The sequence below is a fragment of the Streptomyces bullii genome (assembly GCF_042657145.1).
Lineage (GTDB): Bacteria > Actinomycetota > Actinomycetes > Streptomycetales > Streptomycetaceae > Streptomyces > Streptomyces bullii.
The window spans coordinates 1-22290 of the sequence record NZ_JBHSNY010000012.1; the positions used below are offsets into that span (position 1 = coordinate 1).

Annotated in this window: 20 protein-coding genes and 1 rRNA gene; 16 read left to right on the forward strand and 5 right to left on the reverse strand. The window is 71.6% G+C overall.

The genetic code is table 11. The features are described from left to right. Positions 1–10: 10 nt before the first annotated feature. From rrf to ACFPZJ_RS30700, 10 genes are all read left to right on the forward strand, one after another. Positions 11–127: ribosomal RNA gene (rrf, locus tag ACFPZJ_RS30655) — 5S ribosomal RNA — on the forward strand. 161 nt (positions 128–288) lie between these two features. Beyond that, positions 289–1275, forward strand: a complete 987-nt coding sequence (locus ACFPZJ_RS30660) for a pectate lyase family protein (protein ID WP_381028373.1) — start codon at positions 289–291, stop codon at positions 1273–1275. Positions 1276–1346: 71 nt separating this feature from the next. Next, positions 1347–1994 carry an HAD family hydrolase gene (locus ACFPZJ_RS30665; RefSeq protein ID WP_381028376.1) on the forward strand — a complete coding sequence of 216 codons (648 nt, stop codon included), beginning with the start codon at positions 1347–1349 and terminating at the stop codon, positions 1992–1994. A gap of 55 nt (positions 1995–2049) precedes the next feature. Further along, entirely contained in the window at positions 2050–3300 is a 1251-nt protein-coding gene (locus ACFPZJ_RS30670) for an MFS transporter (protein WP_381028379.1), read from the forward strand. Next, positions 3251–4423, forward strand: coding sequence for an acetoin utilization protein AcuC (locus ACFPZJ_RS30675; protein ID WP_381028382.1), 1173 nt, complete (start codon positions 3251–3253; stop codon positions 4421–4423). The genes ACFPZJ_RS30670 and ACFPZJ_RS30675 overlap by 50 nt, the downstream gene beginning before the upstream one ends. 683 nt (positions 4424–5106) lie before the next feature. Further along, complete coding sequence (locus ACFPZJ_RS30680) at positions 5107–5922, forward strand: phosphatase (RefSeq protein ID WP_381028385.1); 816 nt, start codon at positions 5107–5109, stop codon at positions 5920–5922. A gap of 129 nt (positions 5923–6051) precedes the next feature. Next, complete coding sequence (locus ACFPZJ_RS30685; RefSeq protein ID WP_030067109.1) at positions 6052–6261, forward strand: helix-turn-helix domain-containing protein; 210 nt, start codon at positions 6052–6054, stop codon at positions 6259–6261. Positions 6262–6417: 156 nt separating this feature from the next. After that, positions 6418–6516, forward strand: coding sequence for a 30S ribosomal protein bS22 (locus ACFPZJ_RS30690; protein WP_003948845.1), 99 nt, complete (start codon positions 6418–6420; stop codon positions 6514–6516). A 259-nt stretch (positions 6517–6775) separates the two neighbouring features. After that, entirely contained in the window at positions 6776–7837 is a 1062-nt protein-coding gene (locus ACFPZJ_RS30695) for an NAD-dependent epimerase/dehydratase family protein (protein ID WP_381028388.1), read from the forward strand. Positions 7838–7851: 14 nt separating this feature from the next. Next, on the forward strand, positions 7852–8916 hold the full coding sequence (locus ACFPZJ_RS30700; RefSeq protein ID WP_381028391.1) for a lysophospholipid acyltransferase family protein: 1065 nt from the start codon (positions 7852–7854) through the stop codon (positions 8914–8916). A 155-nt stretch (positions 8917–9071) separates the two neighbouring features. Here the strand turns inward: ACFPZJ_RS30700 and ACFPZJ_RS30705 are convergent, their stop codons facing one another. The 3 genes from ACFPZJ_RS30705 to ACFPZJ_RS30715 form a co-directional block, all read right to left on the reverse strand. Next, positions 9072–10313, reverse strand: a complete 1242-nt coding sequence (locus ACFPZJ_RS30705) for a DUF5667 domain-containing protein (protein WP_381028394.1) — start codon at positions 10311–10313, stop codon at positions 9072–9074. A 236-nt stretch (positions 10314–10549) separates the two neighbouring features. Next, positions 10550–11320 carry an ECF subfamily RNA polymerase sigma factor, BldN family gene (locus tag ACFPZJ_RS30710; protein WP_031117141.1) on the reverse strand — a complete coding sequence of 257 codons (771 nt, stop codon included), beginning with the start codon at positions 11318–11320 and terminating at the stop codon, positions 10550–10552. Between the two features lie 405 nt (positions 11321–11725). Beyond that, positions 11726–12643: an HAD family hydrolase gene (locus ACFPZJ_RS30715; protein WP_381028397.1), complete on the reverse strand. Its 918-nt coding sequence runs from the start codon at positions 12641–12643 to the stop codon at positions 11726–11728. Between the two features lie 151 nt (positions 12644–12794). Here ACFPZJ_RS30715 and ACFPZJ_RS30720 point away from each other — a divergent pair, with 151 nt between their 5' ends. The 5 genes from ACFPZJ_RS30720 (at position 12795) to ACFPZJ_RS30740 (ending at position 18490) form a co-directional block, all read left to right on the forward strand. Then, positions 12795–13073 (forward strand): glutaredoxin family protein, encoded by a 279-nt coding sequence (locus ACFPZJ_RS30720; protein WP_381028400.1) that lies wholly within the window; start codon positions 12795–12797, stop codon positions 13071–13073. 287 nt (positions 13074–13360) lie between these two features. Then, positions 13361–14122: a redox-sensing transcriptional repressor Rex gene (locus tag ACFPZJ_RS30725; RefSeq protein ID WP_381028403.1), complete on the forward strand. Its 762-nt coding sequence runs from the start codon at positions 13361–13363 to the stop codon at positions 14120–14122. Continuing rightward, positions 14119–15804, forward strand: coding sequence for a glutamyl-tRNA reductase (locus tag ACFPZJ_RS30730; RefSeq protein ID WP_381028406.1), 1686 nt, complete (start codon positions 14119–14121; stop codon positions 15802–15804). Before ACFPZJ_RS30725 ends, ACFPZJ_RS30730 begins: the two co-directional genes overlap by 4 nt. Next, the gene (hemC, locus tag ACFPZJ_RS30735; protein WP_381028409.1) at positions 15801–16790 is read left to right on the forward strand and encodes a hydroxymethylbilane synthase; all 990 of its coding nucleotides are present in this window, start codon (positions 15801–15803) and stop codon (positions 16788–16790) included. Before ACFPZJ_RS30730 ends, hemC begins: the two co-directional genes overlap by 4 nt. Further along, a complete protein-coding gene (locus ACFPZJ_RS30740; RefSeq protein ID WP_381028412.1) occupies positions 16787–18490 on the forward strand; it encodes a bifunctional uroporphyrinogen-III C-methyltransferase/uroporphyrinogen-III synthase in 1704 nt (567 codons plus the stop codon). Before hemC ends, ACFPZJ_RS30740 begins: the two co-directional genes overlap by 4 nt. A 187-nt stretch (positions 18491–18677) precedes the next feature. Here the strand turns inward: ACFPZJ_RS30740 and ACFPZJ_RS30745 are convergent, their stop codons facing one another. Next, positions 18678–20063, reverse strand: coding sequence for an FAD-binding oxidoreductase (locus ACFPZJ_RS30745; protein ID WP_381028415.1), 1386 nt, complete (start codon positions 20061–20063; stop codon positions 18678–18680). 347 nt (positions 20064–20410) lie between these two features. On the opposite strand from ACFPZJ_RS30745, the gene hemB reads away from it, so the two are divergent. Next, complete coding sequence (gene hemB / locus ACFPZJ_RS30750; protein ID WP_381028418.1) at positions 20411–21403, forward strand: porphobilinogen synthase; 993 nt, start codon at positions 20411–20413, stop codon at positions 21401–21403. 3 nt (positions 21404–21406) lie between these two features. Here the strand turns inward: hemB and ACFPZJ_RS30755 are convergent, their stop codons facing one another. Next, positions 21407–22183, reverse strand: coding sequence for a DUF4232 domain-containing protein (locus ACFPZJ_RS30755; RefSeq protein WP_381028421.1), 777 nt, complete (start codon positions 22181–22183; stop codon positions 21407–21409). Positions 22184–22290 lie beyond the last annotated feature (107 nt).

The window sequence follows — 22290 nt, forward strand, 5'->3', positions numbered from 1 at the left end:
TTCATAGTGTTTCGGTGGTCATAGCGTGAGGGAAACGCCCGGTTACATTCCGAACCCGGAAGCTAAGCCTTACAGCGCCGATGGTACTGCAGGGGGGACCCTGTGGGAGAGTAGGACGCCGCCGAACAATCATTGAGAAAGCCCCGCATCGTATGATGCGGGGCTTTCTGCATTTCTGTATGACAGCCGACGGGCATTTCATTGGCCGTATCCAACCGTTGACATGGCCAGGACGCCCCCCTACCTTCGAGGCGTTCGGAAAGCGCTTTCTATCCGGGGAGGTACCTCATGAGATCGTCCTCGTTGACCCTGGCGCTCGTCCTCCTGGTCAGTGCCCTGGGGCTCGGCGGCCAGGCTGCTGCGGACGGGTCTGCCGCGGCGCCGCTGGCCGAGACGGCTCCCACCGGCTTCGCCGCCGTCAACGCGCTGGGGCAGAACGGCACCACTGGTGGAGCCGGTGGGCCGACGGTCACCGCGACCACGTCCGAGCAGTTCCTGCGGTACATCGACACGGTCGGGCCGCTGGTCATCAAGGTGCAGGGCACCATCGACATCAGCAGCAAGCAAGGCGTGCGGCCGAACAAGACCATCATCGGGGTCGGTACGTCGGGCGTCATCAACGGTGGCGGACTGGACTTCTACCGCTCGTACAACGTCATCGTGCGCAACATCAAGTTCACCAACGCCGAGGACGACGCCGTCAACGTCGGGCGGGAATCGCATCACATCTGGATCGACCACAACGAGTTCGTCGCTCCCGTCGACGGTGCCCTCGACATCAACCGGGCCGCCGAGTACGTCACCGTGTCCTGGAACTGGTTCAACAAGACCGACAAGAACATGCTGATCGGGCACTCGGACGGCAACGGCGGTCAGGACGCGGGGAAGTTGAAGGTGAGCATCCACCACAACTTCTTCGACGGGTCGAAGCAGCGCAATCCGCGGGTGCGGTTCGGTGAACCCGTGCACGTGTACAACAACTACTACCGGAACAACGAGTTGTACGGGATCGCGTCGACGATGAACGCCGGCGTGCTGGTCGAGGGGAACTACTTCGAGAACGTCCCCCATCCCTGCTACTCGGCCAGTGGATACGCGGACTCCGGCCCGGGTCGGCTGGTGCAGCGCGGCAACCAGTTCGTCGGGTCCGGGACCTGTGAGGCCAACGGCAGTGTGACCGAACCGCGGACCTTCTACGCGTACACGCTCGATCCGGTGGCCAACGTGCCCTCGCTGGTGCGGGCCGGGGCCGGCGTCGGGAAGATCGGCGCCTGACGGTCGCGTGGTGCACAGCCCGGCCCGGGTCTGCCCGCGCCGGGCTCGTGGCGCCGTCTAGGGTCGGGGACATGCGCTACGACCTCGTGATCTTCGACAACGACGGGGTGCTCGTGGACAGCGAGCCCCTCGCCAACGCCGTACTGGCGGCGTACCTGACCGAGTTGGGCTACCCCACGTCGTACGAGGACTCCGTGCGCGACTACATGGGCGGGTCCGTCCACCGGATCCACGACACGATCCGCGAGCGGCACGGGGCGGAGCTGCCGGGCGAGTTCGACGAGGAGCTGCTGGTGCGGACTCTCGCCGCGTTCGAGCGGGAGCTGCGGCCGGTGGCCGGGGTCGCGGAGGTGCTCGGCGCGCTGCGGGACGGCGGTGTGGCGTACTGCGTGGCGTCGTCCTCGCGCCATGCGCGGATCCGGTTCGGCCACCGGACGACCGGGCTCGACCGGTGGTTCGACGACGGGCGTGTCTTCAGCGCCGAGGACGTCGGGCGGGGCAAGCCGGCGCCCGATCTCTTCCTCCACGCGGCCTCCGTCATGCAGGCCGCGCCCGAACGCTGTGTCGTCGTCGAGGACAGTCCGCTCGGCGTGCAGGCGGCGCTGGCGGCCGGCATGGACGTCTACGGGTTCACGGCGATGACGCCCGCGGCGCGGCTCGCCGGGGCCACGCGGCTCTTCTCCGACATGGGAGAACTGGGCACTCTTCTCAAAAGCTGAGCAGTATTCACCTTCCTCTACCGGGGAGTAGGCGTGGGCCCTACGCTGTGCCGCCATGACAGACGGGTTGGCCGGTCTGCCGGTCGGACTGCGGCGCGGCCGGGCGGCGCTGGCGTTCAGCTTCCTCGCGCAGGGTGTCGCCTTCGCGCTGCTCGTGACGCGGATTCCGGCCGTCCAGGACCGGTACGGCGTCTCCGACGCGCTGCTGCCCGTGTTCCTGGCGGCCGTGCCGATTCTCGCCGGTGCCGGGAGTGTGCTGACCGAGCGGCTGGTGAGGCGGGTGCGGCCGAGCCGGGTGCTGCGGTGGTCGCAGCCCGTCGTGCTGCTGGCGCTGCTCGGCGTCGGGGCCGGGGAGCGGATGGTGGAGCTGGGCGTGGCGCTCGCCGCCTTCGGGCTCGCGGTCGGGGCTCTGGACGCGTCGATGAACATGCTCGGGGTGAGCCTGCAGCGGTCGTACGGCCGCAGCATCATGCTGAGTTTCCACGCGGCGTACAGCCTGGGCGGGATCGGCGGGGCCTCGCTGGCGTGGGTCGGGGCGCACTGGGATATGGCGTTGTGGGTGTCGTACCTGCCGGTCGTCCTGGTGCTGCTGCCGGCCGCTCTGCTGGGGAGCCGGTGGTACGTCGACGGCGGCGGCGAGCCCCTGGGGCCGGGGGAGCCTGGGGCCGGCGGGGCCGTGGGGTTCCGGTGGCTGCTGCCCTTCTGCCTGGTGATGTGCTTCGCGTACATCGGGGACTCGACCGTGTCCAACTGGAGCGCGAAGTACTTGCAGGACGTGCTGGGGAGCTCGGAGCAGCTGGCGACGGTGCCGTACAACGTCTACATGGTCACCACGCTGCTGGGGCGGGTGATCGGGGACCTGGGAGTGCGGCGGTTCGGAGCCGCGGCGGTGGTGCGGGGCGGGGCGCTGGTGGCGGCGGCCGGGTTCGCGGTGGTGGCCGTCGCGCCCGGGGCGTGGGTGGGGATGCTCGGGTTCACGCTGCTGGGGGTGGGGCTGTGCGTGCTGGTGCCGCAGACCTTCGCGGCGGCCGGGCGGCACGCGGTCGACAGGTACGGCCCGGGGGCGTCGGACGCGGCGGTCGCGCGGCTCAACGTCTTCAATTATGTGGGGTTTTTGGTCGGTTCGCCGTTGGTCGGGGCGCTCGGGGACGCGTGGAGCTACCGCGGGGCGATGCTCGTGCCGATGGTGTTGGTGCTGGTGACGCTGGTGTACGCCAGGTCGTTCGCGGCTCAACCGGACCGATACGGTGGCGGGCATGAGCGGCCGCGCACAGCTGATGTGGGACGAGGCAGTAACGGGCTATGACTTCGGTCCGGGACATCCGATGGATCCGGTCCGGCTCGCCCTGACCCGGAAACTGGTCGACGCCTTCGGGCTGGACCGGGATGTGGAGGTCGTCGCCGCGAAGGCGGCCGGGGAGTCGACGCTGCGGCTCGTCCACCGGGAGGACTACATCGAGGCCGTGAAGGCGGCTTCCCTGGACCCGGGGTCGGCGGACCAGTCGTACGGGCTGGGCACGCTGGACGATCCGGCGTTCGCGGGGATGCACGAGGTGTCCTCGCTGATCGCCGGGCAGTCGGTGGGGGCGGCGGAGGCCGTGTGGCGCGGGGAGGTGCTGCACGCGGTGAACTTCGCGGGCGGGCTGCACCATGCGATGCCCGGCGGTGCCTCGGGGTTCTGCATCTACAACGACGCGTCGCTGGCCATCGCGCGGCTGCTGGAACTGGGGGCCGAGCGGGTCGCGTACGTGGACGTCGACGTGCACCACGGGGACGGTGTCCAGGCGGCGTTCTGGGACGATCCGCGGGTGCTGACGATCTCGTTGCACGAGCATCCCCGGACCCTGTTCCCGCAGACCGGGTGGCCGGAGGAGACGGGTGGCGACGCGGCCGAGGGGTCGGCGGTCAACGTCGCGCTGCCGGCGGGGACCGGGGACGCGGGGTGGGTGCGGGCGTTCCACGCCGTCGTGCCGGAGCTGCTCGCCGAGTTCCGGCCGCAGGTGCTGGTGACGCAGCACGGGGCCGACACGCATTTCGAGGATCCGCTGGCGCACCTGGCGGTGTCGCTGGACGCGCAGCGGGCCGTGCAGGTCGCCTGTCACGACCTGGCGCACGAGTACGCGGACGGGAAGTGGGTCGCGCTGGGCGGCGGTGGATACGCGGTGGTGGACGTCGTGCCGCGGTCATGGACGCATCTGGTGGGCATCGCCGCGGGGCGGGCCGTGGAGCCCGAGGCGATGATTCCCGAGGCGTGGCGGCAGGAGGTGTTCGCACGGACCCGGCAGTTGGCGCCGGCACGGATGACCGACGGGCGGTGGCCTGTGTCGTGGGCGTCGTGGGACGCGGGGTACGACCCCGCCGACCGCCTGGATCAGGCGGTGTTGGCGGCGAGGCGGGCGGTGTTCCCGCTGCGGGGGCTGCTGCCCTGAGGGGTCGGCGTCGGCGGTGCGACGCCGGCTGTGGCTGGGTCTCGGACGGGCGGACTGCCTGCGGCTGGGGCGGCGGGACTGCCGGCCGCTGGGTCGGTGGGGCTGCCTGCGGCGGGCGGTACGGCCGAGTGACTGGGTGGCTGGGCGGGACGGCGGTCGAAGGGCGGGGCGGGGGGACGACCGAGTAACTGGGCGGCTGGGCAGCTCAGCGGTCGAACGGCTTGGCGGCTTGGCGGCTTGGCGGCACGGCGGTCGAGCGACGGGACGACCGAGTAACTGGGCGGCTGGGCGGCAGGGGCGTCACGGCCGTAGAGCGGTGGGACGGTCGAGCGGCACGGCGGTCGGGCGGCGGGACGGCTGAGCGGCACGGCGGTGGAACCGGGTGGGCGAAGAGCGGGGCGGTCGAGCGGTTGGCGGCAGGGCAGCACGACGGTCGAGCGGCAAGGGGGCGGGACGGAGTGGCGCGACGGCCGAGCAGAGCGGCACGGCGGTCGAACGGCGGGACGGTCAGCGGCTGAGCGGCTGAGCGGCTGAGCGGCAGAGCGGCTGCGCCGCCGGACAGCAGTCCGACAGAGCCGCCGAGCCGCCGAGCCGCAGAACCGACGGGCGGTTGCGCTAGGCCGACCGTGCGCTGTCCCCGGGTTCTTGGGACACCCGCGCCGAGTGTCCCTCACCATCGACCTGTGCTCACCCCCCAAGCCCTTCGCGCCCATCTCCTGGCCGCCCGGCTCGCTGGGACCGTGGCGACACCGCGTGAGGAGAGCCTGCGCAGTTACCGGCTCTTCGCCGCCGGGGACCCCCGGGTGCGCATCGGCATCGATCCCGAACGGTCCTGGGGGCAGCGGGAGCTGATCGAGCTCATGGCGGACAGATGTGGGGTTTCGGCCGATCCTGGGCGGACTTCCGGCCAGGATGTGATCGATCCTGGTCGTACTTTGACCGCTCTGGACACCTTCGCGGAGCGGCTCGCGGAGGCCGCGGAACGCCGGGCGAGCATCCTGCTCGGTACCGGGCACCCCCATCGCCTGCTCGGCTTCTACGTCGCGTTGGCGGACGCGCTGTCGGCGGCGGGATGTACCGTCCTCACCCCGGCGCAGGGTCGCTGTGTCGACATAACGACCCGGTTCGGCCTACGTACGTACAACCTCGCCTACGTACGAGGAGTCGCGCTGGTGCGGGCTCCCGGCACTGAACGCCCCGGTTGTGAGCCCGGCGCACACAGCCACTCGCCGCTGCCGGTTCGTCTTGCGCTGGCCGCCGCGGCCGACGCCGGCGGGCCGCTGCCCGAGCTGGTGATCGGAGACCACGGCTGGGTCTGCGGAGCAGGTCAGCTGGGGTTCGAGGCCATCGGACTCGCCGATACGGACGACCCCGCGCCGTTCGTCGGAGAGGCCGAGGGGTCCGTGTCCCTCGTCGTTCCACTTGATGACGGGGTGCGGCCTGCTTACTACCGGCCGCTGACCCGCTACGTACTCAATCGGGCGTGTCTGTCACAGTAGGACGCCGATGGGTGCACCTCTTCCCCACTCGCATCACCCGCCCCTAGTCTGGGGAGTGAGCACGCAGCGACGAAGAGTCACCGGAAGGGGAAGCCGGTGGCCGTCGAGTGCGGAAGGTTCAGGTGTGTCATGGCTGGAGACCAGAGGCCTCTGAATGAGGTCGTGTTCCTGACCGTGGCGGAGGTCGCCACGGTGATGCGAGTGTCGAAGATGACCGTGTACCGCTTGGTGCACAGCGGTCATCTGCCCGCCATCCGAGTGGGGAGGTCGTTCCGCGTGCCGGAGCAGGCGGTCCACGACTACCTCCGCGAGTCGTATGTGGGGGTGGAGTCGGCCTGACCGGCGGCCCGGTGGGACCCCTCAGGGCACGCAGTGGGGTCTCTCCGGACCCTCGATTACGAGCTCGGCGCTCGGTTGGGTAGGCTAGCCCCTCGTAGGTCGTGTGGGCCCATGGCGCCCAAACAACCGAGTGATGAGAAGTGAGCGAGGGTAGTCGTGGGCTCTGTTATCAAGAAGCGGCGCAAGCGGATGGCCAAGAAGAAGCACCGCAAGCTGCTCAAGCGCACGCGTGTGCAGCGTCGTAACAAGAAGTAAGTTCTCGACGCGTCACCGCGAGAGCGTGCTGTGGCCCCCCACCACCGGTGGGGGGCCACACGTGTGTCCGGAGTCCTGGTGCGGCGGGTCGAATCCTGTGCGTCCCTCTGGACCGGCACCCTTGCTGATCTGGTCGTACGTCCCGCTGTTCCCGTCACTTGGTGCAGTGGGCGGTCATCACAGCGCAACATCAACCCGCTAAGTTGGCCCCACGGGGGAACGCGGCGGGATACGACGTTCTGGAAGGAAGGCGCTGATCTTGGGCAAGGTCGTGCTCGTGACCGGAGTGGCCCGCCAGCTGGGGGGCCGGTTCGTACGACGGATCCAGCGTGACCCCGAGGTGGACCGGGTCGTCGCCGTGGACGCGGTGCCGCCCGAGCACCATCTGGGCGGCGCCGACTTCGTCCACGCCGACATCCGGCAGCCGACCATCGCGCGGGTCCTCGCCGAGTCGGGCGCCGACACCGTGGTGCACCTGGACGTCACGGGCACGCCGCTGGGCAGCGGCAACCGGGCCTCCCTGAAGGAGACCAACGTCATCGGCACCATGCAGCTGCTCGGTGCCTGCCAGAAGTCCCCGAACGTGAAGCGGCTGGTGGTCAAGTCCAGTACGAACGTGTACGGGTCCGCGCCGCGCGACCCCGCCGTCTTCACCGAGACGACCCCGCCCAAGTCCCTGCCCAGCGGCGGCTTCGCCAAGGACACGGTCGAGGTCGAGGGGTATGTGCGCGGGTTCGCGCGGCGCCGGCCCGATGTCGCCGTGTGCGTCCTGCGGTTCGCCAACATCCTGGGCCCGGCCGCGGACACGCCGCTCGCCTCGTACTTCGCGCTGCCCGTCCTGCCGACCGTGTTCGGCTATGACCCGCGGCTGCAGTTCGTGCACGAGGACGACGTGATCGAGGTGCTGCGGATCGCCTCGCACGAGCCCCGGCGGGGCACGCTCAACAGCGGCACCTTCAACATCGCCGGCGACGGCGTCCTGCTGCTCTCGCAGTGCTCGCGGCGCCTGGGCCGCCCCACCGTGCCCCTGCTGCTGCCCGCGGTCACCTGGGCGGGCTCGCTGGTGCGTACGCTAGGAATGACGGACTTCTCGCCGGAACAGATCCGGCTGCTGACCCACGGTCGGGTGGTCGACACGACCCAGATGCGCGAGACGCTGGGATTCCAGCCGAAGTACACCACCGCGGAGACGTTCGCGGACTTCGCGCGCAGCCGCGGACCCGGACTCCTTCCGCCGGAGGCCCTTGCGGGGGCCGTCGACCGGATCGCCGCGCTGCCCGTGCTGGGCGGCAGCCACCCCCCGACGCAGAGCGCCAACTGAGGAGCGCATCAACGATGGCGGACGCCAAGGTCATTCCGTTCGACGACGACCGGTCCCGCGGGAGCGCCGTGCCGCGCCCGCCGCGGCGCCGGAGCGCGGGCAGCAGGCGCCAGGGGGCGGAACCCGCACGTGTACGTGACGTCCAGCCCCTGCCCGCCAGGGCTGTTCCGCAGGATGATGTTTCCGTGACACATGAGGAACCGCCGCCGGACGCGCCCCGGGAGGCCCGGGAGGACGGCGGCGGCCTGGAGCGGCGCGTCGCCGGCGGCCTGGCCTTCCTGCGTCGCCGCCTCACCGGGGACTACGAGGTCGACGACTTCGGCTACGACGAGGAACTCACCGACCAGGTCCTGATGTCGCTGCTGCGCCCGGTGTACGAGAAGTACTTCCGGGTCGAGGTGAAGGGCATCGAGAACATCCCGTCCGAGGGCGGCGCCCTGATCGTGGCGAACCACTCCGGGACGCTGCCGATGGACGGCCTGATGATGCAGGTCGCCGTCCACGACCACCACCCGGCCGGCCGCCATCTGCGCCTGCTCGCCGCCGACCTGGTGTTCATGCTGCCGGTGGTCAACGAGCTGGCCCGCAAGCTCGGCCACACCCTGGCGTGCGCGGAGGACGCGGCACGGCTGCTGGAGCAGGGCGAGCTGGTCGGGGTGATGCCGGAGGGCTTCAAGGGCCTGGGCAAGCCCTTCGCCGACCGCTACAAACTCCAGCGCTTCGGCCGCGGCGGCTTCGTCTCCACCGCCCTGCGCGCCGGGACACCGATCATTCCCTGCTCGATCGTCGGGGCCGAGGAGATCTACCCGATGATCGGGAACGCCAAGACGGTCGCGCGTCTGCTGGGATTCCCGTACTTCCCGATCACACCGACGTTCCCGTGGCTCGGTCCGCTGGGCGCGGTCCCGCTGCCCACCAAGTGGACGATCCAGTTCGGCGAGCCGATCCCGACGGACAGCTATCCGCCGGAGGCGGCCGAGGACCCGATGCTGATGTTCAACCTGACCGACCAGGTCAGGGAGCAGATCCAGCACACGCTGTACAAGCTGCTGGTGCAGCGCAGGTCGGTCTTCTTCTGACGGCCTTTTCTGGCGGCCCTCCACTGGCGGCCCTCTTGGAGGGGCTTCGCCTGGCGGTCTTGTGAGACGCCGCGCCTACGACAACGGCCGTGCGTACGGCAGCGGGGGCGCCCCTCGTGAGAAGGGGCGCCCCCGCTGCCGTACGGGCCCGTCGTCTAGTCGGTGTCCTGTTCCTCGATGCCCAGATCCGGCAGCAGGCCGGGGAGGAGCGGCGGGAGCGTGACGTCCGGCTGGGTTGTCGGTGTGCTGCCGCCCGTGGAAGGCGACGCGCTGACGTCGCTGTCCTTCGGCGGGTCGAGCAGTCCGCCGGTGTTGCCACCGAGCAGGCCGTCGCTGACGCCGCCGGATTCGGCCGACCGGCTCGGGGCGCCGCTGCTGGTGCCGCGGGTGTCGGTGCTGCCGGTGCTCGGGGCCTGGGAACGGTCCGTGGCGGACGAGTCGGTGGGCGCCGTTCCGGACTCGCCCTGCCGCCGGTCCTCTCGGCCGCCGTCCTGGGCCGGGGGCTGGGGGAGCAGGGACTGCAGGGGGGCGACGTCTTCGTCTATGGCGTCGAAGACCGACGACACCTGCTCGCTGACGTCCACGAGCTGGGCGGGCAGCCGCTCGCGCAGGGCGCCCCAGGTGTCGCGGTGGGAGCGCGAGAAGGTCGACAGCGTCTGGATCGGGCCCAGGGAACCCGGGTCGCGCTCGTACGCCTCACGCAACAGCCGGTGGCCCTCCGACGCGTCGTGCCCCATCCCGGACAGGGCGCGGCGGACCTCGCCGAGGGTCTCGTGGTCGAGGGAGCCGGTGCGGCCGCGCTCCATCAGCCGACGGGCTTCGTTCAGCCGCGTCGAGGCCTGGTCGAGGTAGACCCGGCCGCGCTCGTCGTCCCCGTCGGCCAGGCCGCGTTTGACGTCCTCGATGCCGAGCTTGAGGGCGTAGAGCGAGTCACCGGGCAGGGCGTCGGAGCTGGCGGCGGCGACTCCGCCGAGGGCGCCCGCGGCCACGCCGACGCTCAGTCCGCCCGCGGTGAGGCCCTTGGCCAGCCGCGACCGGGGCCGGAACCTGCCGAGCGGGCTCGCCCGGTGAGCGCCCCGCGCCCGGGTGGACCTCTGCCCGGGCACCGAAGGATCCGCCGCTCCGCCCGCCGCGGTGCCCTCCTGCAGCATGGCCTCGAACGCGGCGACCAGCTGCGCCCGCTGGACGACCTTGACCTCGGGGTCCAGCTCCGGTTTGGGCAGCGCGTCCAGACCGGAGGCGAGCGCCAGGAGACGCGTCTGCTCGGGCTGGTCCGCAGCGGCCGGGGCCGGTGCCGATCCTTCGGACTGCTCGGCCGCCGGGCCCCGATCGGACTGCTCCTCCAGGGCCTGGGCGAAGGCGTTCGCCCGCCGGTGCGCCGATACGTTCGCGATCACTGGCGGCACCTCCTCTCGTCATGACGGTCGACTCCCCAGGGGATCCTGAGGGTTGCACACCCTGACCGGATCCACACGATCGAGTGATCGAAGTAGGCCAGGGAGTGACCACAGGGAGCCTGCATCCCGCACAACGAGTGGCGCGGCACTTGGGTTACGGAGGTCCGTTGATCGGATCGGGAAGTCAATCGCCGTTCACGGAACGTGAGTTGGGTGTCGCTGTGCGTGGGTAGCGGTCAACGTGCGTCTTCCGGGAGGAGCCGGGCGAGGGTGCGGACGGCCCGGTACTGGAGGGTCTTGATGGCGCCCTCGTTCTTGCCCATCACGCGGGCGGTCTCGGCGACGGAGAGGCCCTGGAGGAAGCGGAGCGTGACGCATTCCTGCTGCTGGGGGTTGAGCCGCCGTACGGCGTCGAGCAGGGCGGCGTTGGAGAGGGACTCGAGGACCGAGTCCTCCGGGGAGCGCTCGACCTCGTTGGCGTCGAGCATCTCGCCGGTGGTGACCTCCAGCCGGAAGCGGCTGGACTTGAAGTGGTCGGCGACGAGGTTGCGGGCGATGGTGACGAGCCAGGCGCCGAAATCGCGGCCCTGCCAGGTGAAGGTGCCGATCCTGCGCAGGGCGCGCAGAAAGGTCTCACTGGTGAGGTCCTCGGCGGTCGCCTTCCCTCCCACTCGGTAGTAGATGTACCGGTACACGGTGTCGCTGTACTGGTCGTAAAGGCGGCCGAAGGCGTCGGCCTCGCCGGCTTGGGCGCGCTCGACGAGATCCATCATGCGGGCGCTGTCGCTGTCCGCGGCGGGGCGGCGGGCGGTGGCCGCTCCGGACGGGCGCCCTCGTCTGCCGACCGCGGCGCTGCCGTCGGCGAGTGCGTAGCACGGGCCGACGGGGGCGGCGGTGGCGAATGCGGGGACGGCGTACGCGGTGGGGACGAAGCCGCGCAACAGGTCGAGGACCGTTGCGCGCAGCGTAGCCAGGCCCGAGGCGTCAACCCCGACGTGTGGGTACACGGGACTCCCAGAGGCAGAGCTTCCATCACGTGCAGTGCGGGACCATTCACCCGTCGTAGCGACGGTCGGGTACCGGTTTGCGTCTGAGGAGAATAACGCTTCGTGCAGGCCCTGCTACACCGAGTTGCTCAAATCATCGATTACGTCGCTTCCGTAACCGATTGACGGTCGATCAAGTGCATGACGGTGACCGTTTGTTGATCGGAAAGGACCGGATCGGGGTGGAGTGCGGGGCAAGTTGTGGCCGTGTGCAGCCAACAGGACTGGACAGGGGGTTGTGGGGGTACGCCAGTTGGATTCGCCGGGTTCCGGCCGGGCGTGGCGATGTCCGTCCCGGGTGATCAGGTTGACCGGTATGACTAGTTGCGTGGGCGTGAGGGTGGGCGGGTGGTTGCGCACCCCGTGTCAGCGGCGGCGGCGGTGCAGGGCGATGGCCGCTGCGGTGCCGCCGGCCACCGCGCCCACGCCCGCCGCTGCCGGGATGCCCACCTTCGCCGCCTTGCGGCCCGTGCGGTAGTCGCGCAGGCGCCAGTCCATCTGGCGGGCGTGCCTGCGGAGCTTGGAGTCCGGGTTGATGGCGTACGGGTGGCCGACCAGCGACAGCATGGGGATGTCGTTGTGGGAGTCGCTGTACGCCGCGCAGCGGGACAGGTCCAGGCCCTCCGCCGCGGCCAGGGCCCGGACGGCCTCCGCCTTCGCCGGGCCGTGCAGCGGTTCGCCGACCAGTTTGCCCGTGTACACGCCGTCGACCGACTCGGCCACCGTGCCGAGTGCACCCGTCAGGCCCAGGCGGCGGGCGATGACCTGGGCGATCTCGACCGGTGCCGCGGTGACCAGCCACACCTTCTGGCCCGCGTCCAGGTGGGCCTGGGCCAGGGCGCGCGTACCGGGCCAGATGCGCTCGGCCATGTACTCGTCGTAGATCTCCTCGCCGATCGACTGCAGCTCGGAGACCCGGTGGCCCTTCACGATCGACAACGCCGAGTCGCGTGCCTCCTGCATGTGTTCGGGGTCCTCCACCCCGGCCAGCCGGAACCACGCCTGCTGCCACGCGAACCTGGCGAGGTCGCGCGTTTCGAAGAACTTCCGCTTGTACAGGCCCCGGCCGAAGTGGAACAGCGCGGCGCCCTGCATCACGGTGTTGTCCAGGTCGAAGAAGGCGGCGGCCTTGTCGTCGCCGTGCACCGGGAACTGCGGTTCCTCGGCGCCGCCGGCAGCCTCCTGCGAGGACTTGCGGGCTGCCTCCGCCGAGGCCTCGCCTGCCAACACGCTCCGCGCCGTGGCGGAGCGCCTACGGGGAGTGAGCCATCCGAGAGCGGCCATGGCGTGAGCATAGCCAGTCTGTTCGGTGGTTCCGGAGCCGAGAGGTTCGGAGGCTGTGAACTCTCCGCGACCGTGTCGTTAAAGGGAGCCCCGCGGGCGGCGTGTTGCCTGGCGGCTCCACGGGGTTCCGCTTCGCCGCAGGCGCGCGAGAATGGCGGACATGAGTCCCCTCTTCCGTCGTAGGCCTCCCCAGGACCGGCTCGTCACCCTCATCCGCAAGCCCGGCTGCCACCTGTGCGACGACGCGCAGGTCGTGATCGAGAAGGTGTGCGGTGACCTCGGCGTCCCCTGGGAGCAGAAGGACATCACCCAGGACCGGGAGCTGCACGACCGGTACTGGGAGCAGATCCCCGTCGTCCTCGTCGACGGTGAGCAGCACACGTTCTGGCGCGTGAACGAGGAGCGCCTGCGCAGGGCCCTGACTGACTGATCAGTCCAAAGGGGCCCGAACGTCGCTTAGGATCGACGGCGGCTTGGTCTCGGGGGCGGGATGCGTAAGGAGAGTGTGCGGTTTTGCCCCCAGAAGAGAAGGAACGGTGGCGCTCGTGCGCCGGTTCCCTGCGAATGCGCCGGGGGCGCGTGACCCCGGTCACTTTGGCCGGGCAAATCGGACACCATCTTTGTGCACGCGTTCACAAAGACATAGCCTGCATTCGACGGGGCGGTCATGTAGGGACGTATGACCGCCTACAGCCCCGCTCTACCCGCAGGAGCACCGTGGCAACTGGCCGAACTCACCGACCGGCGACCCGTAGCCGAGGGATTCCCGAGGCCACCGTCGCCCGGCTTCCGCTGTACCTCCGAGCCCTCACCGCGCTCTCGGAGCGCTCGGTGCCCACGGTCTCGTCCGAGGAGCTGGCGGCGGCCGCCGGGGTCAACTCCGCGAAGCTGCGCAAGGACTTCTCGTACCTCGGCTCCTACGGGACGCGGGGTGTGGGATACGACGTCGAGTATCTCGTCTACCAGATCTCCCGCGAACTGGGGCTGACCCAGGACTGGCCGGTTGTGATCGTCGGTATCGGTAACCTCGGCGCCGCGCTCGCCAACTACGGCGGCTTCGCCTCCCGCGGGTTCCGGGTGGCCGCGCTCATCGACGCCGACCACGCGCTGACCGGCAAGCCGGTCGCCGGGATCCCCGTGCAGCACACCGACGACCTGGAGAAGATCATCCAGGACAACGGCGTGTCCATCGGCGTCATCGCCACCCCGGCCGGTGCCGCCCAGCAGGTCTGCGACCGGCTCGTGGCCGCGGGTGTCACCTCCATCCTGAACTTCGCGCCGACCGTGCTGTCCGTCCCGGACGGCGTCGACGTACGCAAGGTCGATCTCTCCATCGAGCTGCAGATCCTCGCCTTCCACGAGCAGCGCAAGGCCGGCGAGGAGGCCGCCGGCGAGGCGGCCGTGCCGGCCGCCGCCCGCAAGCAGCCCGCCGCCGACCAGGGGCCCGACGGGGACGTACCCGCCGTGATGCCGGCATGAGTCTCCTCGTCGTCGGTCTGAGCCACCGCAGCGCTCCGGTCAGCGTGCTGGAGCGGGCCTCGCTGAGCGCGGACGCGCAGCACAAGCTCCTGCAGGACACGGTCGCCGCCGAACCGGCCGCCGAGGCCGCCGTGCTGGCCACCTGCAACCGCATCGAGCTCTACGCGGACGTGGACAAGTTCCACGCCGGTGTCGCCGAGCTGTCCACGCTGCTCGCCCAGCACAGCGGGGTCGGCCTGGAGGAGCTCACTCCTTATCTGTACGTGCACTACGAGGACCGGGCCGTCCACCACCTGTTCTCGGTGGCCTGCGGGCTGGACTCGATGGTCGTGGGCGAGGGGCAGATCCTCGGCCAGATCAAGGACTCGCTCGCGCGCGCCCAGGAGCTGCACACCGCCGGCCGGCTGCTGAACGACCTGTTCCAGCAGGCGCTCAGGGTCGGCAAGCGGGCCCACTCCGAGACCGGCATCGACCGGGCCGGGCAGTCGCTGGTCACCTTCGGCCTGGAGCAGCTGGCCCTGGGCACGGCGGTCGAACGCTGGGCCCGGGGCAAGAGGGCCCTGGTCATCGGTGCCGGTTCGATGTCCTCGCTGGCCGCCGCGACGCTCGCGCGCTCCGGTGTTGCCGAGGTCGTCATCGCCAACCGCACCTTCGACCGTGCGGAGCGCCTCGCGGAGATCCTCGCGGAGGGCGACGACCCGGACGTGCCGGCCCGCGCGGTACCGATGGAGGCGGTGCCGGTCGAGCTGACACGTGCCGACGTCGTCGTCTCCTGCACCGGCGCCACCGGGCTCGTGCTGGGCGCCGACGCGATCGCCGCCGCCGTCGAGGGCCGCACCGGGCAGCCGGTCGCGGAGATCGACGACGACCGCCGTACGGCGCCGCTGCCGCCCACCTCCGTCGGCACCGACGACGGCTGCCCGCTCGACCTGTCCGCCGTGCGGCCCGGCTTCTCCGTGGCGGGTGAGGCGGCCGTGGCCGGAATGGACGCGGCCACCCTGGAGCAGCACGCCGCGTGGGTCGCGGGCGCCACCGTGGACCGCCGCGAGGCGGCCCGCCGTACGCCCGAGGCGGACGCGGAACTGATCGGGGCGCTCGCCGCGACCGCGGCCAGCGCCGGCCGGATCCCCGAGCGGCGCCGGCCCGAGCCGGTCGAGGAGCCGCCGCGTCCGGCGCCCGTGCTCTTCCTGCTCGACCTCGCGATGCCGCGCGACATCGACGCGGCCGCGCACCGGCTGTCCGGGGTGCGGCTGGTCGACATCGAATCGCTCGCCGAGGCCTCCGCGGACGCTCCGATGGCTGCCGATGTGGACCAGGTCAGGCGTATCGTCTCCGACGAGGTCGCGGCCTTCGGGGCGGCGCAGCGGGCCGCGCACATCACGCCCACCGTGGTCGCGCTGCGCACGATGGCCGCGGACGTGGTCGCCAGCGAGATCGCTCGCCTGGAGGGCCGCCTGCCCGGCCTCGACGACAAGCATCGCGCGGAGATCACCCAGACCGTGCGGCGCGTGGTCGACAAGCTGCTGCACGCGCCGACCGTACGGGTCAAGCAGCTCGCGGCCGAGCCCGGCGGCGCCGGGTACGCGGACGCGCTGCGGACCCTGTTCGACCTCGACCCCGAGACGGTGGCCGCCGTCTCCCGGGCCGAGGACAGCACCGAGAAGAACCGAGGGCCGGCATGAACGACAAGGCACTACGGCTCGGTACCCGGCGCAGCAAGCTCGCCATGGCCCAGTCCGGGCAGGTGGCCGAGGCCGTGCGCCGGGTGACCGGACGGCCCGTCGAACTCGTCGAGATCACCACGTACGGCGACGTCTCCCGCGAGGCGCTCGCGCAGATCGGCGGCACGGGCGTCTTCGTGACCGCGCTGCGGGACGCGCTCCTCAGGGGCGAGGTCGACTTCGCGGTGCACTCGCTGAAGGACCTGCCGACCACGCAGCCCGAGGACCTGGTGCTGGCCGCCGTGCCGGAGCGCGAGGACCCGCGCGACGTGATCGTCGCCCGGGACGCGCTGAAGTTCGCCGACCTGCCGCGCGGGGCCCGCATCGGCACGGGTTCGCCGCGCCGCATGGCCCAGCTCAACGCGTACGCGCGCGGCCACGGCCTGGACATCGAGACAGTGCCGATCCGCGGGAACGTCGACACCCGGATCGGATACGTGCGCAAGGGCGAGCTCGACGCGGTCGTGCTGGCCGCGGCCGGACTGAACCGCATCGGCCGGAGCGACGAGGTGACCGACTTCCTGTCGGTCGACACGGTTTTGCCCGCCCCCGGCCAGGGGGCCCTGGCGATCGAGTGTGCCGCGGGTAACGCGGACCTGATCGCCGCGCTCGCCGAGCTCGACGACCCGTTCACGCGGGCCGCCGTGACGGCCGAGCGGTCACTGCTCGCCGCCCTGGAGGCCGGTTGCAGCGCCCCTGTGGGCGCGCTGGCCGACCTTCCCCCGGCTCCGCTCGAGCGGGGGGACACCCAGGCCGACCGGCAGATTGTCAAGGAAATGCGCCTGCGGGGCGTCGTCGGCACGACCGACGGCACCGCGCTGGTGCAGATGTCCACCACCGGTCCCGTGCCCGAGACGCACGACCAGGCGCTGGCGCTCGGTCGCGAACTCGCCACCGAGATGCTCGCCGCGGGCGCGGCCGGTCTGATGGGGGAGCGAGCACATTGAGCCCCACCACCCTTCCCGCCGGTCCGGAACACGGGCACGTCACCTTCCTGGGTGCCGGACCCGGAGATCCGGGACTGCTGACACTGCGCGCCGTAGAGGCGCTGGCGAACGCGGACGTCCTCGTCGCCGAGCACGAGGTGCTCGACGTCGTCCGACAGCACGCCAGGCAAGGCGTCGCCGAGGTGCACACGGACGCGGACCCGTCGGATCCGGCGCCGGGCACAGGCACGCCCCAGCTCACGGTCGTTGACGGCACGTCAACACCCGCTGCCGTCCCCGCTGTGCGGGATGCCGCACATCTTGTCATGGAGGCCGCGCGGGGCGGCAGGCGGGTCGTGCGCGCGGTGTCCGGGGACCCCGGGCTCGACGCGTACGCCGCCGAGGAGATGCTGGCGTGCGCCGCGGCCGGGGTGCCCTTCGAGGTCGTCCCCGGTATCGCGACCGCCGTCGGCGTGCCCGCGTACGCCGGTGTGCCCCTGCGTGACGCGCAGGGCGCGGACGTGCGGTTCGTGGACGCGCGCACCGCGTCGGACCGGTGCTGGACGGAGGTGGGAGCGTCGGACGGGACGGTGGTCGTGTCGACGACCCTGGACTCCGTGGCGGCGGCGGCCGGTGAACTGGTGTCCGCGGGCCGCAAGCCCGATACGCCGATGACGGTGACGATCGCCGGTACGACCACCCGGCAGCGCACCTGGACCGCCACCCTCGGCACCATCGCGCAGACGCTGAAGCAGGCCAAGGTGCTGCCGTCGCCGGACGGCGGCCGGCCGGTGATAGCCGTGGTCGGTGAGCGCAGCGCCGCCGCCCAGCGCGACCGGTTGTCGTGGTTCGAGTCCAAGCCGCTGTTCGGCTGGAAGGTGCTCGTGCCGCGGACCAAGGAGCAGGCGGCGTCGCTCTCCGACCAGCTGCGGTCCTACGGGGCAGTCCCGCACGAGGTGCCGACCATCGCCGTCGAGCCGCCGCGGACGCCCCAGCAGATGGAGCGGGCCGTGAAGGGGCTCGTGACCGGGCGGTACGAGTGGATCGCCTTCACCTCGGTGAACGCGGTCAGGGCCGTGCGGGAGAAGTTCGAGGAGTACGGGCTCGACGCGCGTGCCTTCGCGGGCATCAAGGTCGCGGCCGTGGGGGAACAGACCGCCAAGGCGCTGGTCGCCTTCGGTGTGAAGCCGGATCTGGTGCCGAGCGGGGAGCAGAGCGCGGCGGGGCTGCTGGAGGACTGGCCTCCGTACGACCCGGTCTTCGACCCCATCGACCGGGTGTTCCTGCCACGTGCGGACATCGCCACCGAGACGCTGGTGGCGGGCCTGATCGAGCTGGGCTGGGAGGTCGACGACGTCACGGCCTACCGGACCGTACGGGCCTCGCCGCCGCCGGCGGAGACGCGGGAGGCGATCAAGGGCGGCGGGTTCGACGCCGTGCTGTTCACGTCGTCCTCGACGGTACGCAACCTCGTGGGCATCGCGGGCAAGCCGCACAACGTGACGGTGATCGCCTGTATCGGTCCCGCCACGGCCAAGACCGCCGAGGAGCACGGGCTGCGGGTGGACGTGATGGCGCCCGAGCCGTCCGTGCACAAGCTGGCCGAGGCGCTGGCCGACTTCGGGATGAAGCGCAGACTGGCGGCGCTGGAGGCCGGGGATCCGGTGACCCGCCCGAGCGAGCGGCGGCCGGGGGGCCGGCGGCGGCGTACGACGACGTAGCGGGGCGGCTGTCCGCTCAGGTTGGTGCGGGCGGGTGCGCGGGCCGGTGCCCCAGGGCGCCCCGGGGTGCCGCTGCGGGGCGCCCTGCGCGATGCCACGGTGATCGGCTGTGCCGGGGCTGAGGGGCCGTGCCCTCCGGTGTCGGTGGCCCGCGGTCGGGGGCCGGGCCGTGGCGGGAGGACAGGCCTTACGCCGGGGTGACCGCGTGGCCGAAGCGGAGCAGGTTGTCCGGGTCGTACCGGGACTTGTCGCGGCGCAGGCGGTCGTAGGTCTCCGGGGTCCAGGCGCGGGCGCGGTCGTGCTCGTCGCCCGGCGTGCCGTGGACGTTGACCATCGTGCGGCCCGTGCCGTACGGGGCCATCGCGGTGTACAGGGCCCTCGTGGCCTGTTCGACGGCCTCGGCGGCCGGTGGGGCGGCGAGGACGCCGACCGCTTCCAGGAGGTAGTTCGCGTCCCGGCCGCAGATCGCGTCCGCCACGCGCGCGGGGCGGGACAGGGCGCCGCCCATGTGACGGAGTTCCACCATGAGCAGGGGGCAGTCGGTCACCGCGGGGCCGACCTGGTCGAGGAACGCCCGGACGGCGTCGGGGGGCAGGTCGCGCAGCAGGGTGCACGACTCGCGGACGGGCAGCGGGTCCTGCGGCTCCATGTGGATGCGGTCCAGGGCCGTGTACGGCATCTCCTCCACCGTGTCGACGGCCACCGGAGCGGCCGCGCGGATGGGGGCGAGGAGGCTTTCGCCCTCCGTGGGGTCGGCGGTGTAGGCGATGGCGACACGGGCCCAGAAGCCGCCCCGCAGCGGCTCGGGGATCTGGGGGATCGGTGGCAGGCGGAGCAGGGTGTAGGCGCTGCACATCTCCTCCGGGACGCGCCGCGTCCACTCGACCCAAACCTTCAGCAGCGCCTCGGCGTACTCACCGGGGCAGTAGACGCCGCCGCCGAGCAGGGTGGGCAGGGGCAGCAGTTCGCAGACCATCGAGGTCACGATGCCCACGTTGCCCTTGCCGCCGCGCAGGGCCCAGAACAGTTCGGGCTCGTGCCGGTCGTCCGTGTCGTGCAGGGTGCCGTCGGGGGTGGCGACCTGGCAGGAGCGGACGAGGTCGGTCGCGTAGCCGTAGGTCCGGCCCAGGACCGGCAGGCCGCCGCCGAGCGTGTAGCCGATGACGCCGGCGTCGGTGGACGTGCCGCAGAGCGCGGCGAGGCCGTGCGGGGCGGCGGCGTCCAGGACGTGCCGCCACTTGGCGCCCGCGGCGATGGTCGCGGTGCGCTCGGCCGGGTCGACGCGGACGTCGGTCATGCGGGAGGTGCTGATCAGCAGGCCGTGGTCGATGGGGAAGTTCGCGCCGTGGCCGGTGGCCTGTACGGCGACCGGGGTGCCGGTGGCCGACGCCCACCGCAGCGCGGTCACGATGTCGTCGGCGCCGGTCGCCACGACCACCACGTCCGGGGTGTGCAGGGCGGCCAGGTTGTAGCCGGTGACCTCCTCGGCGTAGCCGTCGTCGCCGGGGCGCAGGACCGGGCCGCGGATCTCCGACAGGGCGAAGAGGTCGGGGGTGTGGTGGGTGGCGGGCATCGCGTCCTCCGCGGGGCGGGTACGGAGGGACTGCGGCGGCGCGGGTGAGGGGCGAGGCCGTCGGGGTCCTTGTTCGTATGTCCAGGATGGACCTGGGGGGTGGGGGGACGCATGCCGGTCGGTGCGGGGTGTGTGGGGGTAGGGCTGATGGGGGCGGGACGGCGGCTCGGGGCGCGAGGCGCGGGCTGTCGGTACGGGGCGGGGGCGGTGCGCAGCCCGGCCCGGCGGGGTGCCGCTGTGCCCGCCCGTGCCGCCCCGGCGGCACGAGAGCCGCCGCTCGGTGGGTGAGCGGTGCGCCGACATCGCGTCGGCATCGGGGGTTCCGGGGCGGGCGTAGCGTAGGTGGCATGACGACGTACGGATCCTTTCCCGGCACGCGGCCGCGGCGTCTGCGGACCACCCCCGCCATGCGTCGGATGGTCGCCGAGACCAGGCTGCATCCCGCCGACCTCATCCTTCCGGCCTTCGTGCGCGAGGGGGTCAGTGAACCGGTGCCGATCGCGGCGATGCCGGGTGTCGTGCAGCACACGCGGGACAGCCTGAAGAAGGCGGCCGCGGAGGCGGTGGCGGCCGGGGTCTCCGGGATCATGCTGTTCGGCGTGCCGGAGGAGGAGAAGAAGGACGCCCTCGGGACGCCGGGCACCGATCCGGACGGGATTCTCCAGGTCGCGATCCGGGACGTGCGGGCCGAGGTCGGGGACGACCTGCTCGTCATGTCCGATCTGTGTCTCGACGAGACGACGGACCACGGGCACTGCGGCGTACTGGACGAGCAGGGGCGGGTCGACAACGACGCCACCCTGGAGCGGTACGCCGAGATGGCCCAGGTGCAGGCCGATGCCGGGGCCCATGTGGTGGGTCCCAGCGGGATGATGGACGGGCAGATCGGGGTCGTCCGCGACGCCCTCGACCAGATCGGGCGGGAGGACGTCGCCATCCTGGCCTACACCGCCAAGTACGCCTCCGCCTTCTACGGGCCGTTCCGGGAGGCCGTCGCCTCGTCGCTGAAGGGCGACCGGAAGACCTACCAGCAGGACCCGGCCAACGTGCGCGAGTCGATGCGGGAGCTGGCCCTCGACCTGGAGGAGGGGGCCGACATGGTGATGGTCAAGCCGGCCGGGCCGTACCTGGACATCCTCGCCCGGGTGGCGGACGCGGTGGACGTGCCCGTCGCCGCCTACCAGATCTCCGGCGAGTACTCGATGATCGAGGCCGCCGCCGAGAAGGGCTGGATCGACCGGGACCGGGCGATCCTGGAGACGCTGACCGGCATCAAGCGGGCCGGGGCACGCAACATCCTCACCTACTGGGCCACCGAGGTGGCCCAGAAGCTGGGCTGAACGTCAGAACCGCAGGGCCTCCGCCGCGCTCGACAGCCAGTACGTCACCGACAGCGAGCTGTCGTAGTACACGCCCCTGGCCGGCAGGGACGGGGTCGCGGCGGGGCCTCCCCCGCTGCCGGGCGTACGGCCGTGGAAACCGACCGTCAGCTTGCGGCCGGTGGTGCCGCCGTCGCCGCTGCCGTCGGCGGACGCGAGCAGCACGCCGGCGTAGCCGGACTCGCCGGGCGCGAGGGTGGTCACCGCCTGCGGCTTGGACTCCTCGAAGGGCTGCGGCACCCACTGCATCTCGCCGAACCGCAGGACCGGGTAGTACGTCAGGTCGCAGGTCTTCGAGCCGGTGTTCTTCACGGTGAGCAGCAGGTGGTTGAGGGGGCGGGGCACCGGCTGGGCCGTGACGGTGGTGTTGGAGCCGTTGCAGATGACGCGGTTCTCGGGGGCGTGCGGGTCGGTGGGCCTGGTCTTCTCGCCGGTTCCGGTTCCGGTCCCCTTCCCGGTTCCCGTTTCCGTCCCGGTCCCCGTTCCACCGCCGGTCCCCGTGCCGCTTCCGGTCCCCGTTCCCGTCCCGGTCGCCGTCGTCTTCGGGGCCTTGCCGGGATCGGCGTGCGTATCACTGTCCTCGGCGGCGGCCGAAGCGGTGGCGGGCTGTGACGCTCCCTCGTCCTTCGTGCCGGTGCCGTCCTGGCAGGCCGTCAGGGCGAGCGTGGCGAGGGTGATGCCGGTGGCGGCGAGCAGACCCGTACGGGAGCGGGCGGTGCGGGCGGAGCGGTACGTGCTCATGACGGTGTTCCTTTCGGACAAAGACCATGGGGAAGAGAGCCGAAGGCGTGCCGCTCGACCGGGGCGCCGGGAGCGGCGTGCTTGGATGAGCAGAGCTTGAGCGGTGA